The 16,435-nt window shown below is 35.2% G+C and carries 18 protein-coding genes; 12 read left to right on the forward strand and 6 right to left on the reverse strand.

The window, feature by feature from the left end; translation table 11 throughout:
* Window positions 1-2: 2 nt before the first annotated feature.
* Entirely contained in the window at window positions 3-842 is an 840-nt protein-coding gene (locus tag Q5N69_RS05525) for a DNA ligase (protein ID WP_304367864.1), read from the reverse strand.
* A 105-nt stretch (window positions 843-947) separates the two neighbouring features.
* Between Q5N69_RS05525 and Q5N69_RS05530 the strand changes: the two genes are divergently transcribed.
* Together Q5N69_RS05530 and Q5N69_RS05535 are read left to right on the forward strand one after the other, a co-directional pair.
* Complete coding sequence (locus Q5N69_RS05530) at window positions 948-1,439, forward strand: hypothetical protein (RefSeq protein WP_304367865.1); 492 nt, start codon at window positions 948-950, stop codon at window positions 1,437-1,439.
* A gap of 141 nt (window positions 1,440-1,580) precedes the next feature.
* Complete coding sequence (locus tag Q5N69_RS05535) at window positions 1,581-1,832, forward strand: PGPGW domain-containing protein (protein WP_304367866.1); 252 nt, start codon at window positions 1,581-1,583, stop codon at window positions 1,830-1,832.
* Between the two features lie 61 nt (window positions 1,833-1,893).
* Here the strand turns inward: Q5N69_RS05535 and Q5N69_RS05540 are convergent, their stop codons facing one another.
* Together Q5N69_RS05540 and Q5N69_RS05545 are read right to left on the reverse strand one after the other, a co-directional pair.
* Complete coding sequence (locus tag Q5N69_RS05540; protein WP_304367867.1) at window positions 1,894-2,601, reverse strand: DUF3581 family protein; 708 nt, start codon at window positions 2,599-2,601, stop codon at window positions 1,894-1,896.
* 171 nt (window positions 2,602-2,772) lie between these two features.
* Window positions 2,773-3,051 carry a GIY-YIG nuclease family protein gene (locus tag Q5N69_RS05545; RefSeq protein WP_304367868.1) on the reverse strand — a complete coding sequence of 93 codons (279 nt, stop codon included), beginning with the start codon at window positions 3,049-3,051 and terminating at the stop codon, window positions 2,773-2,775.
* A gap of 134 nt (window positions 3,052-3,185) precedes the next feature.
* Between Q5N69_RS05545 and Q5N69_RS05550 the strand changes: the two genes are divergently transcribed.
* From Q5N69_RS05550 to Q5N69_RS05570, 5 genes are all read left to right on the forward strand, one after another.
* Window positions 3,186-4,019: a DUF2797 domain-containing protein gene (locus tag Q5N69_RS05550; RefSeq protein WP_304367869.1), complete on the forward strand. Its 834-nt coding sequence runs from the start codon at window positions 3,186-3,188 to the stop codon at window positions 4,017-4,019.
* A 69-nt stretch (window positions 4,020-4,088) separates the two neighbouring features.
* Entirely contained in the window at window positions 4,089-4,934 is an 846-nt protein-coding gene (locus tag Q5N69_RS05555) for an HDOD domain-containing protein (RefSeq protein WP_304367870.1), read from the forward strand.
* 283 nt (window positions 4,935-5,217) lie between these two features.
* Window positions 5,218-5,556, forward strand: a complete 339-nt coding sequence (glnK, locus tag Q5N69_RS05560; RefSeq protein ID WP_304367871.1) for a P-II family nitrogen regulator — start codon at window positions 5,218-5,220, stop codon at window positions 5,554-5,556.
* Between the two features lie 12 nt (window positions 5,557-5,568).
* Window positions 5,569-6,849, forward strand: a complete 1,281-nt coding sequence (locus Q5N69_RS05565; RefSeq protein WP_304367872.1) for an ammonium transporter — start codon at window positions 5,569-5,571, stop codon at window positions 6,847-6,849.
* 399 nt (window positions 6,850-7,248) lie between these two features.
* The gene (locus Q5N69_RS05570) at window positions 7,249-8,184 is read left to right on the forward strand and encodes a Dyp-type peroxidase (protein ID WP_304367873.1); all 936 of its coding nucleotides are present in this window, start codon (window positions 7,249-7,251) and stop codon (window positions 8,182-8,184) included.
* Between the two features lie 549 nt (window positions 8,185-8,733).
* Here the strand turns inward: Q5N69_RS05570 and argR are convergent.
* Complete coding sequence (gene argR, locus Q5N69_RS05575) at window positions 8,734-9,204, reverse strand: transcriptional regulator ArgR (RefSeq protein ID WP_304367874.1); 471 nt, start codon at window positions 9,202-9,204, stop codon at window positions 8,734-8,736.
* Between the two features lie 221 nt (window positions 9,205-9,425).
* On the opposite strand from argR, the gene mdh reads away from it, so the two are divergent.
* Window positions 9,426-10,361 carry a malate dehydrogenase gene (gene mdh, locus Q5N69_RS05580; protein ID WP_077340939.1) on the forward strand — a complete coding sequence of 312 codons (936 nt, stop codon included), beginning with the start codon at window positions 9,426-9,428 and terminating at the stop codon, window positions 10,359-10,361.
* A gap of 96 nt (window positions 10,362-10,457) precedes the next feature.
* On the opposite strand, the gene ispB is transcribed toward mdh, so the two are convergent.
* On the reverse strand, window positions 10,458-11,429 hold the full coding sequence (gene ispB / locus Q5N69_RS05585; protein ID WP_304367875.1) for an octaprenyl diphosphate synthase: 972 nt from the start codon (window positions 11,427-11,429) through the stop codon (window positions 10,458-10,460).
* Window positions 11,430-11,664: 235 nt separating this feature from the next.
* On the opposite strand from ispB, the gene rplU reads away from it, so the two are divergent.
* The 4 genes from rplU (at window position 11,665) to folA (ending at window position 14,163) form a co-directional block, all read left to right on the forward strand.
* Entirely contained in the window at window positions 11,665-11,976 is a 312-nt protein-coding gene (rplU, locus tag Q5N69_RS05590; protein WP_304367876.1) for a 50S ribosomal protein L21, read from the forward strand.
* 16 nt (window positions 11,977-11,992) lie between these two features.
* Window positions 11,993-12,250 (forward strand): 50S ribosomal protein L27, encoded by a 258-nt coding sequence (gene rpmA, locus Q5N69_RS05595; RefSeq protein WP_304367877.1) that lies wholly within the window; start codon window positions 11,993-11,995, stop codon window positions 12,248-12,250.
* A gap of 139 nt (window positions 12,251-12,389) precedes the next feature.
* Entirely contained in the window at window positions 12,390-13,550 is a 1,161-nt protein-coding gene (gene cgtA / locus Q5N69_RS05600; protein ID WP_304367878.1) for an Obg family GTPase CgtA, read from the forward strand.
* Window positions 13,551-13,677: 127 nt separating this feature from the next.
* Window positions 13,678-14,163 carry a type 3 dihydrofolate reductase gene (gene folA, locus Q5N69_RS05605; protein WP_304367879.1) on the forward strand — a complete coding sequence of 162 codons (486 nt, stop codon included), beginning with the start codon at window positions 13,678-13,680 and terminating at the stop codon, window positions 14,161-14,163.
* A gap of 97 nt (window positions 14,164-14,260) precedes the next feature.
* On the opposite strand, the gene Q5N69_RS05610 is transcribed toward folA, so the two are convergent.
* Complete coding sequence (locus Q5N69_RS05610; RefSeq protein WP_304367880.1) at window positions 14,261-16,279, reverse strand: methyl-accepting chemotaxis protein; 2,019 nt, start codon at window positions 16,277-16,279, stop codon at window positions 14,261-14,263.
* Window positions 16,280-16,435: the final 156 nt, after the last annotated feature.

Raw genomic sequence — 16,435 nt, forward strand, 5'->3', positions numbered from 1 at the left:
TATTATTCTTTTCCCCTAATACGTAAAAAGCTCGCGAATTTTGGCACACCCTTTTGGGTTTTACCAATATATTTGAATGTGATAATTGAACCTATTGGTGGTGGATTTTTTCTTTCTTTATCGCTAAACCCTGAGCCTATTTTAAATGTAATGCCATCCATTGTTCTTACTTGTATTGACCCTAACATATTTGAATATTTGCCTTTTCCTTCTATATGCTTAATAACAGTAGCCTCAGCATCTTGGTAAGGTTTTAACTTCATTATGTTTCGTGTTCTCCCTTTACTGTAAAAAGCATTCTCATAGTGGAGCATTAATCCTTCACCTTGCTGTTTTACAATCTCAGTCAGTTTTTGATTCAAAGCATCGATGGTAGGTAATCTGAATTGTTGTACAGCTTGAAAATAGGGAGATTTAATGTGCTTAACATGAGTATTTATTTGTTCGATTCTCTGACTAAAGTTAAGCTTACTTTTGGGCAAGTCAAAAACCATGAATGTAATATGTTTCCAACAAGGTGTTGCTTCATTTTGCCTAACGCAAGAAACCACTTGCTCAAATGTATGTCTTGCTATCCATAACTCTCCGTCAACAGGAGTATCAGGCCAATTAGCAGTAAACCACTCTGGTGGGTTTAATGGATTGCCATTTTTAGTGAGTAATGTTTTACCGTCCCAATAACCTCTAACTCCATCGAGTTTTTCGCTGATCCAATAATGGTTAATTGAGTGTTCTAGTTTATAGGTCATCGCTAGTTGAATTTCTGGTGGTTTATTAGCAACAGCACTTGAACTTACAATAAGCCAAAGAAAAGTAAGGAAAGCTTTTAAACGATTGGTCATAAAGAACATCCTGTTCGGTAAATTATTATTGTACTGTACATCAAGCTTTAATATGATTGAAGAAAAAATGTACGAAATTTAAACAGACTTCAGGGAGAGATTTTAATGTTTATGCGACTAATAATACTAGTAATGATGGTTATTTCGTTTGAGTCTTTTGCCGCAAAGAAAGAATGTGTTGAGTTATTAGAAAAATTCAAAAATATTCAATCACAACTTAAACAAGGTCAGTCGATTAAAACGAGTGCATCTTTGCGTAAGCGAGAAGATGAAGCACGAGAGAAATGGTGGAATTGTGAAAATAATAAAACCGAATCACCAAGTAAAAGTGTAAAAACAACTAAAAAGAAAACCATAGAAAAGTCTGCAACCTTCGATAATGCTTCCCTTCAAGATGCACCACAAGTTTTCTCTTCAAATAAAGATATTGTAATTAAAGGGCGTTATTCAGGAGAAAAGCAATTCCGTTGGCTTGAATATTATCAACGTCCTAAAAAATGCTCTAGACCTAAGACCACACAAGTATTTGCTTTTTGTATGGAAGATAAAACAGAACAACAAAGAAAATTTGAAGAAACATATCAGAAAGACAAATAATGTGTCAGATACACTAAATAATCATTATATTTATCATTTTATATATTCTTTAAGGCTGTAAGTGATTAACTATTAAGGAGTTATTTTATGGCCTTAAGTTTGCTAGCACCCCTTAGAATAAGTTAACTGAGATAAATAAATATGAGAAAACAATTTAGGTTTTTAATGATTAATATTATTGGCGGGATTTTAACGTTAATAGGTACTATTTTTATTGTATTGCCTGGTCCCGCTTTCTTATTTTTGCCCATTGGTTTAGCAATTCTAAGTTTAGAGCATGCTTGGGCGAAAGTATGGCTGAGACGTTGCCAACGGATGATGCGAAAAGGAGCCGTTAAAATCGATACTCTAATGACAAGGCTTGTTAAACGAAAAAACGCTAATAATACATGATCATTAGCGTTTTCTTGAATCAGTTTGTTTGAGGTTGTGTAACTAAGCCTCGAACATCAACTTACTTAATATAAGCCGCTTTAGTTTTGTTATAGTTTTCTACGATCACGTTTATTGTTTCTTGGCAGTATTCACGTAATCCACTGAGTAACATATGCTTTTCACCATGGCCAACTTTTACCTCGTTTGATATTAAATCAAAGGCTAAACAAGCGCTGCCACGTTTACCATCAATAGTAAGAGTTGAGTTCGACTCAATTAGTTTCACTTCAGTAAAGTCTATGTTATCAAGTTGGATAGACATACTCTCATACATCACCATTGGACGAGAAGGGTTGATCATGATGTTATTTTCTGCCATTAACTTAACCAGTATATGTGGGAAAGTGTGGCCTGAAAATTCAACATAAGCTCTGATTAACGATTCAATAGTAGCTTCATTTTTAGTTGAGCTACCAGAAGCGTTAACATGCATATAATCTTTGCCATTATCATCAGTGACACTTACTTTTCCATCGATATCACTTGGAAAGTTTAAATGAATATCGTTTGTTACCATTCCTGAGAAGGTAAAATCCATTTTTTGAAATAAACCCGACTTAGCGAGTATGAGTGAGAATAATAAATCACCTGGTACACAAAATCTTTTAGCATCAACATTATGTAACGGATTAAAGTCATCAGCAATTTGCTTAGCAAAATTACTTGCCTGTTGACGTGTGAAGTTTATTTTGTTGTTTGAGGTGGTATAGAAATCATCAAGAAACATAGTTTATTATTTTCACTTATGTGTATTTAATTGATCAGTCATGAGAGTGTGGTTTAAAGCGCGGCTATTCTACCACCATCAATTGGAAAAATCGAAAGTTATAATAGGGGGAGAATAACGAATAGGGCAGGTAAATGTTGTTACTGAATGTTTAGCTTGTAAATACAAAGCCTACTGAGGTTTATTGAGGCTAAGCTGTTTTGTTACAAGAGATTCTTTAGCTGTTTTTTTTAGTTGCTTAAGCTCATATTCTCGTTTACTAGCTGCTTGTCTGTTTATCTGCTTTTCAGAATAAACTAATTTTACAGGACGACGCACCCGAGTGTACTTTGCCCCTAATTTATTGGAATTATTATGTTCGAATACACGACGATCAAGATCTGTCGTTATACCGGCGTAAAGACTATTGTCAGAACATCTTAAAAAATATACGTACCAGGTAGAAGGCATATTAAGTTTATGATTAAGTAGCAGTTTGCATTAAGTTTTCATAGTATACTTGCCATTAACGAGAGATAAACGCATTTCTTTTATTAAAAGCATTAATTAGCTTTATACATTATTTACTACTTTAGGTTCTATTCATGTTCTTATCAGATACAGCTCCACTCAGAAAACTCACCGCTCAACTTGATCCACAAGGTAATATTGAATATCAATTACCTATTGGTGAGCAAAGTATTGGTTTAAATGAACTTATTGGTAAAGAGATAACACTTGAGCATATTGGCGTTATTAACTGTAGTCATTGCGGTAAAAAAACCAAAAAAAGTTATTCTCAAGGGCATTGTTATCCGTGTATGCAAAAGTTAGCTCAATGCGATATGTGTATTATGAAGCCTGAAACTTGTCATCATCATTTAGGTACTTGCCGTGAGCCAGAGTGGGGCACAAAGAACTGTTTCGTGCCTCATTATGTTTATCTAGCTAATAGTTCTGGTTTAAAAGTGGGGATTACCCGCCATACACAAATTCCTACACGTTGGATTGATCAAGGCGCAATACAAGCATTACCTATTTTTAAAGTAGCTTCTAGAATTCAATCTGGATTAGTTGAAATTGCACTTTCTGAATTTGTTGCTGATAAAACTAATTGGCGCGCTATGTTAAAAGGTTCGCCTGAAAAAATAGATTTAATTGCTAGAGCAAAAGAATTAAAACCTAAAATTTCTCAAAAACTTGCCGATATTGCACTACAATATGGTAATGATGCTGTTGAATCACTTGATAGTGAAGTGGTTGAGTTAAATTACCCAGTACAGCAATACTTAGAGAAGATCAGTTCTTTTAATTTTGACAAAACTCCAATAGTTTCAGGCGTTTTGTTAGGGATTAAAGGGCAATATCTTATTTTTGATAAAGGGGTTATTAATATGCGTAAATTTACTTCCTACCATATTAACCTTAAATGGGCCTAAGCCAATAACGTTTATAGATGCAATAAGTCGTTATAGGTCTACATTTTTATTACTTTTAGGAATTATGTTATGAATGCGTTTGAATGTGCAGAAAATGCTGAAGAAGTTTTTATTCTTTCTGATTCTTTTTCTCGTATAAAAGAATTAATTGATAATGATTCATCCACCATTGATGACATAGCTGAGATTATAATTTTAGATCCTACTTTATCAGTAACGATCCTTAAATTAGCAAACAGCTCGTTTTTTAATTATCCAGGCAAAATAGAAACCATTTCAAAAGCTGTTTTAGTATTAGGTATTACTGAAGTTTATAACTTAATTATTGCTTACTTTATTACTGATGCTTTTAAATCTATTGAAGGTAAACCTGAATATTTAGAAAGCTTTTGGGAGCAAGCTGTTGACTGTGCATTAATTATTAAGTTTTTAGGTACAGAGCTAAACATACCTAATGCAGAGCGTTTATTTATACTTGGTTTATTACATAACATTGGCGAGTTAGCTGTACATCAAAGTATGCCTGCGAAAATTGAAGCATGTAATACTTACACTCCAGATGAACTACCTTGGGATAAGCAAAAAAGTGAAATTGGGTTTACTTATGGTGAATGTAGTGGTGATTTACTAAAGCAATGGCAATTACCTTATACCTTAATTGAACCTATTCGAGAACAAGACCAATATGATTTTGAATTTGCGACAATTGAAACCAAGTTATTGTACTTGTCTAAGCGTGTAATGTTATTGAATTACGGCTGCAATAAACATAAGCCTTCTTCCTTAATTACTGCTGAATTGTTAATTGATTTGAAAGTGAACCCTAAAATGATACTCGCAGCAAACCACTTTTGTAATGTAGATCGATTAGGTATCTTATCTATCTTATCTCCTGGTTCTTCAGTTATTTTCTAACGATAAAGTACATAAATGTTATAGGTGTTAACTGTTATTTCAGTATGTACCTATAATATCTCTGCAATAATTCCTCATAAATTCAATTCATTAATTAAATATCAAATCTTCCTTTCTTTTTTGCACCAATTACTACCAACCCAAACTTTTACTGGTTTGTTTTGGTGCAATTAAAATAATTAAAACATATTTTAATGCTCTAACTTGTTGATTTTTATTTGTATAATTCTTTGGCATGCCATTTGTATATTAGATGTTAATACAAAACATAGGGGTCAACTAAATGAAAATAATAAATGCAATAATAAAGCCTTTTAAACTCGATGATGTTCGTGAAGCGATATCAGAAATTGGTGTTGAAGGTCTTACTGTGAGTGAAGTGAAAGGCTTCGGTCGTCAGAAAGGTCACACAGAACTATATCGTGGTGCTGAATATCAAGTAGATTTTTTACCTAAAGTAAAATTAGAAATTGCTGTAAACGACGATATTGTTGAGCGTTTAGTTGAAGTAATCGCTAAAGCAGCTTACACGGGTAAAATTGGCGATGGTAAAATCTTCGTATACAACTTAGAACAAGCTGTACGTATTCGTACTGGCGAAAACGATGCTGAAGCACTTTAAGGAGTAGTTATTATGGAACAAAATATTTTTCAACTTCAATATGCAATGGACACATTTTATTTCTTAATTTGTGGTGCATTAGTTATGTGGATGGCTGCTGGTTTCTCAATGTTAGAAGCTGGTTTAGTAAGAGCAAAAAATACAACTGAAATATTAACTAAGAACGTAGCTCTATATGCTATATCTTCGATTATGTATTTAGTGATTGGTTACGACATCATGTATGGTGGTGGCGTATTCTTAAATGGTATTGCACTTGATGGTGCTGCTGATGCTGATGCATTAGTTGCTACTGTTTTAGCTGAGTCTGCTGAAGCTGGTTTTGATGGTGGTTCAGTTTACTCAAACGCTTCTGACTTCTTCTTCCAAGTAGTATTCGTTGCTACAGCAATGTCTATTGTTTCTGGTGCAGTTGCTGAGCGTATGAAGCTTTGGGCTTTCTTAGCATTTACTGTTGTTTTAACTGGTTTCATCTATCCTATGGAAGGTAGCTGGACTTGGGGTGGAAACGCTGTATTTGGTTTATATACTTTAGGTGACCTTGGATTTTCTGATTTTGCTGGTTCAGGTATCGTTCATATGGCTGGTGCTGCTGCTGCTTTAGCTGGTGTTATTTTACTAGGTGCTCGTAAAGGTAAATACACTGCAGACGGTAAAGTAAACGCTATTCCTGGTGCTAACTTACCAATGGCTACATTAGGTACATTCATTTTATGGATGGGTTGGTTTGGTTTTAACGGTGGTTCTGTATTAAAGCTTGGCGATATCAGCAGTGCAAACTCTGTTGCTATGGTATTTTTAAATACTAACGCTGCTGCTGCTGCAGGTGCTATTGCTGCATTATTATTTGCTAAAATCTTATTTAAGAAAGCAGATTTAACTATGTGTTTAAATGGTGCATTAGCAGGTCTTGTTGCTATTACCGCTGAACCTTCAACTCCTACTCCATTACAAGCAACTATCTTTGGTGCAATCGCTGGTATAATTGTTGTAATGTCTATCATTGCTTTAGATAAAATTAAGATTGATGATCCAGTTGGTGCTATCTCTGTTCATGGTGTAGTTGGTTTATTTGGTTTATTATTAGTACCAGTAACTAACTCAGGCTCTTCATTTAGTGGTCAGTTAATTGGTGCTGCAACTATATTTACTTGGGTATTCGTAACAAGTTTCATCGTTTGGTTTGTGTTGAAACTAGTAATGGGTATTCGTGTATCAGAAGAAGAAGAATATGAAGGTGTTGATAAAGCTGATTGTGGTATGGAAGCATACCCAGAATTTACACGCGGCTAATCACGTGTAAACAACTTTGTTAATCATTTAAGCAGCCTACGGGCTGCTTTTTTAATATGTATTGGTTTATATTTCTTCACCGGATTAATTTTCTAGCTGCTTACCTATATAAAAACTTGTAGTAAACATTTATCAGGAATATGAATATATTTTCTATTGTTATTTGTTTGTGGTTAGTTAAGGAAAATTCCTGTTAGCCAAACAAATTTAGAAATATTTCATTAAGAGTTTAAATTGATAACTTAGAATAGATGATTGTTTCATCAATAGGTTAAAAGTAGTTTATAATATTGATGATTAAAAAAGATAAGGCTATCGCTTTTCTGAAATAGAATGATGATCACCTCCTTAAATAATAAAATTATTAAAACAAAGTCGTAATAGACAAATAGGATTTTTATGGCCAGAGAGCAATTTGGTGTTTGTGCGGAACCCAACTTACATGGCAGTTATTTACTGTTTAATGTTTTAGATGATAAAAAAGATTACTTACGCCAAGCATTATCAAGACTTCCTGCTTTACTCGACAAATATGCTGATAGATTTTCTGAAGCCAATCTCATTGGTGTTTTTGCTATTGGTGCAGGATATTGGGATGAATTCTATCCTGATGCTCGCCCTAAAGAGTTAACAAACTTTCCGTTGATGGCGTGTGAAGATCGTATTGCCCCAGCCAATAATTATGATCTCTATATTGAGATTAGAAGTGATAGAGCTGACGTAAACCATATTGTTACTACTAAAGTTTGTGCCTTATTAGGGGATAGTGTTGAACTAGCTGAACAAGTAAGGGCTTTCCGTTTTCTTGATGGTAGAGATTTAACTGGTTTTGTTGACGGTACTGAAAACCCTAAAGGGATGCATAGAAGGGAAGTAGCTTTAGTCAGTGAAGATGAAGATAGTGAATTTGCAAAAGGCAGTTACTTACATATTCAACGCTACCGTCATAATTTAAACCTATGGAATACGTTAGAAGTAAAAGCACAAGAAGATGTTTTTGCGCGTACAAAAATTGATAACGAAGAATATAGTACGGAAAATAAATTACCAACTTCTCATATTAAACGCACTGGTTTGAAAGACGAAGATGGGAATAGTTTGGAGATATTAAGGCAAAGTATGCCTTATGGTGATATGAAGCAGCAAGGCTTGTTCTTTGTATCTTATTGTCAATCGCCTAAACCTTTTGAAATTATGCTTAAAAGTATGATTTTTGGTGATGAGAACGGACACTTCGACCATATGCTTAAGTATACACAAGCAGAAACCGGTGCTGCTTTTTTTGCACCAAGCCTGACCTTTTTAGAAAAGTTAGCTGATGATACCGATAGCTAACTTCTGAAAAACAGTAAGAGCAGTATAAATAACCTCAACTCGAGATAAGCAAAGTTACTCAATAAGCTATTTTTAAGCCTAACATCGTTGCCTACATGGATGTAGGTACTTAGTTTTTATCGGGAATAAAAAACGGTGTATTCGTTACCAATAGCCAGCTATTGGGTACACAAATCCGCCTTGCTAGGCATAAAACTATCAATATTGAGTCATCATATTACATGTAAAGCACCTCTGATGGTTCTTTAACTTATTGATAAGTAATTCTTTTTATTGAATTTCATGACATTCATTATCCTGAGTTCAGGTTAAATACTCAGATTAACATCTAGTTTTACTGCTCTTTTTTTTGCCAAAAATATAAAGTCAGTTATTCATATTTATGAGCAGGAAGCGTTAACGTTTAATATATTTTGATGTTCATATATTAAAAATTTTTTTTAAAAACTAAGAAGAAATGTTTAATTAAGACTTAAGGTAAGCATCAAGCAAGGTAAGCAAAGAAGTATTAATAGCTACCAACTTCTTTGATTACCAAAAGAGATAAAGCTAAAAGTTTTTAGAGAAAAGCACTTCTAATCTTTCAATTGTTTTTTGTATTTTTGTAACATCAGTAGGTGCTATAAATATAGTATCGTCACCTGCAATTGTCCCCAATACACCATCACTCTTACTTAAACTATCTAACAAGCGTGCAATTAATTGAGCTGCACCAGGGCTAGTGCGTATAATAATCATTACATCATTATGTTCAATATCTAATACTAACTGTTTAAGTGGGCTTTTAGCTGTGGGCACACTGAGTTCTGCGGGTAAACAGTAGACCATTTCTTGGCGAGCATTGCGTGTTCGTACCGCACCAAACTTACTAAGCATTCTTGAAACTTTAGACTGACTTATGTTATCAAAATTTTGTGCTTTTAAAGCATCCACAATTTCCCCTTGAGAGGCAAATTGTTCTTGTTTTAAGAGTTCTTTAAAGGCTTGTACTAATGCTTCTTGTTTCAATGGAACCGCCAAATTGTAGTGTTTTTACTGTGAAAAAGTGTTCTGGAAAGTTTTCAGGCTATTAAGCCCTAGTCTACTAAAATCAACAGATGATTATATGGGTTTTTAATAAAAACGTCATTAAACTCTAAACTATATCGTATATTTATTAATAAAATTTGTTTTTTATTGGTCAATACTATATCTTTCGTGCATCATTATTTACGTATTTACTCAAATAACGGAGACATCACATGAAAGTTGCTGTTTTAGGCGCTGCTGGCGGAATTGGTCAAGCACTATCTTTATTATTAAAAACTCAATTACCTGCGGGTTCTGAATTATCATTATATGATGTTGCACCAGTTGTACCAGGTGTAGCGGTAGATTTAAGCCACATACCAACAGCAGTTAAAGTTGAAGGTTTTGGTGCTGATGCTTTAGGTGATGCATTAACTGGCGCAGACATCGTGTTAATTCCAGCAGGTATGCCACGTAAGCCAGGTATGGACCGTTCTGATTTATTTGCTGTGAATGCGGGCATTATTAAAACATTAGCTGAAGGCATTGTTGCTAATTGTCCTAAAGCATTAGTTGGTATTATTACTAACCCAGTAAACGGAACTGTTCCAATTGTTGCTGAAGTATTTAAAGCTGCTGGTACATACGATAAAAACCGTGTATTCGGTATCACAACTTTAGATGTTATTCGTAGTGAAGCTTTTGTAGCTGAACTTAAAGGCTTAAACGTTGCTGATGTTAAAGTTCCAGTAATTGGTGGTCATTCAGGTACAACTATTTTACCTCTACTTTCACAAGTTGAAGGTGCTACTTTTACTGATGAAGAAGTAGCTGCATTAACTCCACGTATCCAAAATGCTGGTACTGAAGTTGTAAATGCTAAAGCTGGTGGTGGTTCTGCTACATTATCAATGGGTGCTGCTGCTGCACGTTTTTGTATGTCTTTAGTTAAAGGTATTCAAGGCGAAGACGTTGTAGATTATGCATACGTTGAAGGTAATGGCGAAGATGCACAATACTTTGCTCAACCTGTTCGTTTAGGTCCTAACGGCGTTGTTGAATTATTACCATACGGCGAGTTAAGTGCATTTGAGCAAAAAGCTAAAGAAGATATGCTTGATACACTTAAAAGTGATATCAAAGAAGGTATTGATTTTATCAATGGCTAATTGATGGCTTAACCACTATCAAACTAAAAAAACCGCTCATTGAGCGGTTTTTTATTTTGTCAGCTAAGTGAAACTGTAATCACTTAATCTATAATATTATGCCGTTCTATTAGCTGCTATATGAGCGAGTTCAACTAATGCTTGTTTATATTCTGAATCAGGAAGTTTGTTTAATGACATTATTGCTTTATCAGCTTCTTCTTCAGCTTTTTGCTGAGTATATTTTAAAGCGCCAGTTTCTTTCATAGCCTCAAGAATAATGGTTAGGTTATCCATTCCATTACCATGTTCAATAGCATCTCTAATAAGCTGTTTCTGAGTCTGTGAACCATGCTGCATAGCATAAAGTAAAGGTAATGTTGGTTTTCCTTCCGCTAAATCATCACCAACATTCTTGCCCATTTCTTTTGCATCGGCAGTGTAATCCATAATATCGTCTACTAATTGAAACGCAGTACCTAAATGTTTACCGTAGTTAAGCATGGCAAGTTCGATATCTTTAGGTTGGTCTGATATTACCGCTGCTAGACGAGTTGCTGCTTCAAATAACTTAGCTGTTTTACAGTAAATAACTTCTAAATAGCTTTCTTCAGTTGTATCAGGATCGTTACAATTCATTAGTTGTAACACTTCACCTTCAGCAACTATGTTCGTAGCGTCTGACAAAATATCCATAATATTCATATTATTTAATTTCGTCATCATTTGAAAAGAGCGTGTGTATAGGAAATCACCAACAAGTACACTGGCGCTATTACCAAATAATGCGTTAGCAGTTTCTCTGCCTCTTCGCATATTTGACTCATCAACAACATCGTCATGTAGTAACGTTGCGGTATGAATAAACTCTATAATTGCGGCAATAGATATATGCTCTTTACCTTTATATCCCAGTGCTTTAGCAGCTAAAACAGTTAACATTGGACGCATGCGTTTACCGCCAGCGTTTACAATATAAATGCCTAATTGGTTAATTAAAGCAACGTCTGATTGAAGCTGAGAGTAGATAAGATCGTTTACTAATGACATATCGTCATGAGAAAGTTGTTGTATGTTTTTAAGATCCATAAAGCGTAGAGGATGACCTGTTTTCGTGATAAAATTTTTATATGTTAAAGCATGAGTTTACACGATCTCGCGGCTAAATGAAGCGTACAATAACGACTCTTTTTAGTGCAAGTAAAAATAATGATAAATGATCACTTTTATACTTGCCCTCGTTGATTTCTTAGCGTAGAATTCGCGCCCTATATTTTAAAAATCAAAGCGTCATACAAAAATGATGGCGCAGTACGGAGTAGCTATGTACGCGGTATTCCAGAGCGGTGGTAAGCAGCATCGTGTAACTGAAGGTCAAACCCTTCGTCTAGAGAAACTTGAACTTGAAGTTGGTTCTTCAGTTGAGTTTGATAATGTTTTAATGATCGCTGATGGCGAAGCTATCAATGTAGGCGCGCCTTACATTGCTGGTGGTAAAGTTGTGGCTGAGATTGTATCTCAAGGTCGCGCTGACAAAATCAAAATTGTTAAATTTAAACGTCGTAAGCATTCACGTAAGCAAGCGGGCCATCGTCAATGGTTCACTGAAGTGAAAATTACTGGTATTAACGGCTAATTAGGAGCGCTATAAAATGGCACATAAAAAGGCTGCAGGTAGTACACGTAACGGTCGCGATTCAGAAGCTAAACGCCTAGGTGTTAAACGCTTCGGTGGTGAATCAATTTTGGCTGGTAACATTATTGTTCGTCAACGTGGAACTAAATTTCACCCAGGTACTAACATGGGTATCGGTAAAGACCATACATTATTTGCTTTAACTGACGGTAAAGTTCAGTTTGAAGTTAAAGGTCCTAAGAACCGTAAATTTGTAAGTATTGTTGCTGAGTAGTTTTATTTAATAACAATCAAAATTGTTTTAAAACCCGCGACTAGCGGGTTTTTTTTTGTAAAAATATTGTTAGCTGTAAAAATAGCTTATAATACTTATATAGATCCAAACTAAGCATCACTTGGAGTGCTGAACTGAAATGAAATTCGTTGATGAAGTTGAAATTAGAGTTGAAGCTGGAGACGGCGGAAATGGCTGCGTTAGCTTTCGAAAAGAAAAATATATCGAATTCGGTGGCCCTAATGGAGGTGACGGCGGAGATGGTGGCGATGTCTACTTAATGGCAGATGAGAGTTTAAATACTCTTATTGATTACCGTTTTGAGCGCTTTCATAGAGCAAAACGTGGTGAAAATGGCCGTAGTCGTGACTGTACAGGTAAAGGTTCTGACGATCTTATATTAAAAGTTCCTGTTGGCACGCGTACTGTAGATGTTGATACTGGCGAACAGTTAGGTGATTTAACACAACATGAGCAAAAGCTTTTAGTGGCTAAAGGCGGTTGGCATGGTTTAGGTAATAGCCGATTCAAAAGTAGTACAAACAGAGCACCTCGTCAGAAAACAGATGGTACTCCAGGCGAAATCAGAAACTTAAAACTTGAATTACTTTTATTAGCAGACGTGGGACTCTTAGGGTTGCCTAATGCTGGTAAATCTACACTTATTCGAAGTGTTTCTGCAGCAAAACCAAAAGTTGCTGATTATCCATTTACTACTTTAGTACCAAACTTAGGTGTTGTTAGATTAGACAGCCAACGTAGTTTTGTTATTGCTGATATACCCGGTCTTATAGAAGGTGCTGCTGACGGTGCAGGCTTAGGTACTCAGTTTTTAAAACATCTTGAACGTTGTCGTATATTACTTCATATCATTGATGTATTACCTGCTGACGGTTCAGATCCACTTGAAAATGCCAAAACTATCATTAGTGAGTTAGAGCAACATTCTCCAGAATTAGCGGGCAAGCCGAGATGGATTGTTTTCAATAAACTTGATTTATTACTTGAAGATGAAGCTCAAGAAGTTATGGATAGAGTACTTGAAGGTTTAGCTTGGGAAGGCAATGTACAAAGTATTTCTGCCTTTACTAAAGCGGGTACTGAAAAGCTATGTTATAACGTAATGGACTTTATTGAAGCTTTACCTAAAGTTACTGAAGAAGAAATTATTGACGGGAAATCTGTTGAATTTAAATGGGACACGTATCATGAAGATGCAATGTCTGATTTAACAGACGACTTAGATGATGAAGAATGGGATGAAGATGATTACGATGTAGAAGTTGAATACCGTAAATAATCTCAAATTCAAGTAAGGTAAACTTATTGAATGTATAAAAGGTGTAGAGATAATGATCTCACACCTTTTTTAATATATACCTGTCTAAAATAGGTATACACACTAAACTATTTAATAGAATCATAATATGACTATACTCTCTATGGTGGTTGCAACAGCTAACAACCGTGTTATTGGTAAAGATAATGACATGCCTTGGCATTTACCTGCTGATCTCGCTTACTTTAAGAAAACCACTTTAGGTAAGCCTGTTATTATGGGGCGAAAAACATATGAGTCGATAGGTAGACCTTTACCCGGTAGGCAAAATATTGTTATCTCGCGTGATATAAATTATAAAGCTGAAGGTGTTGAAACTGTTACCTCTGTAGATGCTGCCTTAGCTTTGGTAAGTGAAGTAGAAGAAGTCATGGTGATAGGCGGGGGAGCTATTTATCAGCATTGCTTGCCTGCCGCCGACCGTTTATACATTACCCATATAGAGGCTGAGATTGAAGGTGATACGCAATTTCCATTTTATGATACAAATATATGGAAAAAAGTGAGTAGCTCTAAATATTTAGCTGATGATAAAAATGCGTTTAATTTAGACTTTTGTGTCTATGAGAAGTGAGCTTATTTTAATAGCTTTAGGTTAACTTAAATAATTCCCTAATAAAAAAACCGCTAATCAGCGGTTTTTTTATTAGGGAATAATAACTATGTGCTAATTACAGTTTAAATTCTTGTACTGATTGCTGTAACTCTTCTGCTAATCTGGCCACTTCATCTGTTGATTCAGAAGTTTGTTTAGATCCTTCAGTCGTTTGCTCAGCAATAGCAACTATAGACTCTAAATTACTACTGATTTCATGTGCAACCATACTTTGTTCTTCTGCTGCTGTAGCAATTTGAGATGAACGGTCGTAAGCTTCATGAACAGCATGAGTTATAGTATCTAATGCTTTTTCTGCTTCTTGACTTTGTTCTACACAGTTTGCTGCTTGTTCTTTACCTGTATCCATTACAGATACTGCTTTTTCTGCGCCCGTTTGTAGTGCGCTGATCATGGTTTGTATTTCTTGAGTGGATTCTTGTGTTCTGCTGGCAAGAGTACGAACTTCATCAGCAACAACGGCAAAGCCGCGCCCATGTTCACCGGCACGTGCAGCTTCAATAGCTGCATTTAGTGCTAATAAGTTAGTTTGGTCAGCAATACCTCTTATAACGTCAAGGATACCGCCAATAGAAGCACTGTCTTGTTGAAGGCGATTAATAACTTGAGATGCATCTTCCACTTCGTTAGCCAGTAGTTGAATCGTACTACGATTACGTTCAGATATAATACGTACACGCTCTGCTTCATTGTCAGCTTGTTTGATTTCATTTAATGCATCGTTAGCACTTGTTAGCACTGATTGAGCTGTACTACTCATTTCTGTAGTAGCAGATGCTGCTTGTTCTACTTGAGCTCTTTGCTCTTCGATTGCGGTACTACCTTGAGAAGTAATTGCTGAGGTTTGTTCCGCTGCTGTTGCTAGCTGGATAGAGCGACTAACAATACTTTGTATCAAGCTACGTAAACTATCGATGAGTAAATTACAGTTTTTAGATAATTGGGCAAATTCATCATGACCTGACTCATCGAGTTTTCTTGATAAGTCACCTGAAGCCACCACATTGAGCATTTCATTTACTCGGCCAAGTGGGCGAGTAATACTAATAAGTGTTGCCCAAGCAATACCAATAGCAAATATAAGTGAAATAATCATTATTACTACCGTTTGAGTTGTACCACTTGATACCGCATCATCAACTAATTGACCTGCTTTACTTGTTGTTTCATTGGCAAGATTAACCTGTGTGACTAAAAACTCTTTAACAACCTCTATATCATTTTCAGCGGTAGCTAATTTGGATGTAGACAGTGCTAATGCGTTTAGTTGTAAAGATTTATTGTTGAAGATACCGTCGTTTACAGCAAGTAACTCATGTAAGCTAGAGAGTGAATTTGATAATTCATCTGAGACATCTGTTAGTCCATTATTATTAAGGTCGTTAATAACATCTTTTATTGAAACATCTATTTGGTAAAGAAGGTTTGTCATTTCGCTGGCAACAAGGTCTACGGAAATATTATCTTTTAAACCTTTATATTCAAATGCAGAACTTACAATCGCATTAAATTGTGTCTCTATAGTTTCAGACAATCCAATGGCTCTTTGTAATTTTGTGTCAGCTAACTCATGATCTGCTAAATCTAATAATAAGGTTACCGCATCATCAGATTTTTCTTCTAATTCATCGACTTTATCTGATAGAAGCATCGTTTGTTCAATAGATACTTTCCGGTTTGTATAAACACCGTCTACATCTTCAAGTAGAGATTGGTATAGCTCTTCAACCTTTTGAAGATTATTTAATAGCTGCTGCTTAGAAGTAACAATTCTTTTTAAATCTGTTAACTCTGTCGAAAATGCTGCTTCTGTGCTTTTTAGTAGGGTTAATTGTTCGGCCAGTGGCTCTAAGTCTGAAAGGTAATAACCCTTTAAGGTTAGGTTGCCAATCAAAGAAAGCTTGTTTGCAAGTGTGTTACTGGCTTTTAAAGTAGGAATGGCTACTGTATTTTGCTCATTTATGGAAATTTGAATAGTATTTAAATTACTTAAAGAGAAGAGGCTGGTAGCTATTAAAAAAATAGAAATAATGGTGAAGCCACCAATTATTTTTATCGCGACTGTTAAATTCATATATTTCACCCAGTAAAGTTACATCTGACAATATTGTTATTGTTATCGACTTCATTTGTTAAAAGTTAAGTCATTTTATTAATTCTTCCCTGAACAGATATTTACTCTACCTGAACCAGTTTTGAATTCAACTCATAACTTGAGAAACTTTAATGA

The sequence above is a fragment of the Pseudocolwellia sp. AS88 genome (assembly GCF_030551755.1).
GTDB lineage: Bacteria > Pseudomonadota > Gammaproteobacteria > Enterobacterales > Alteromonadaceae > Pseudocolwellia.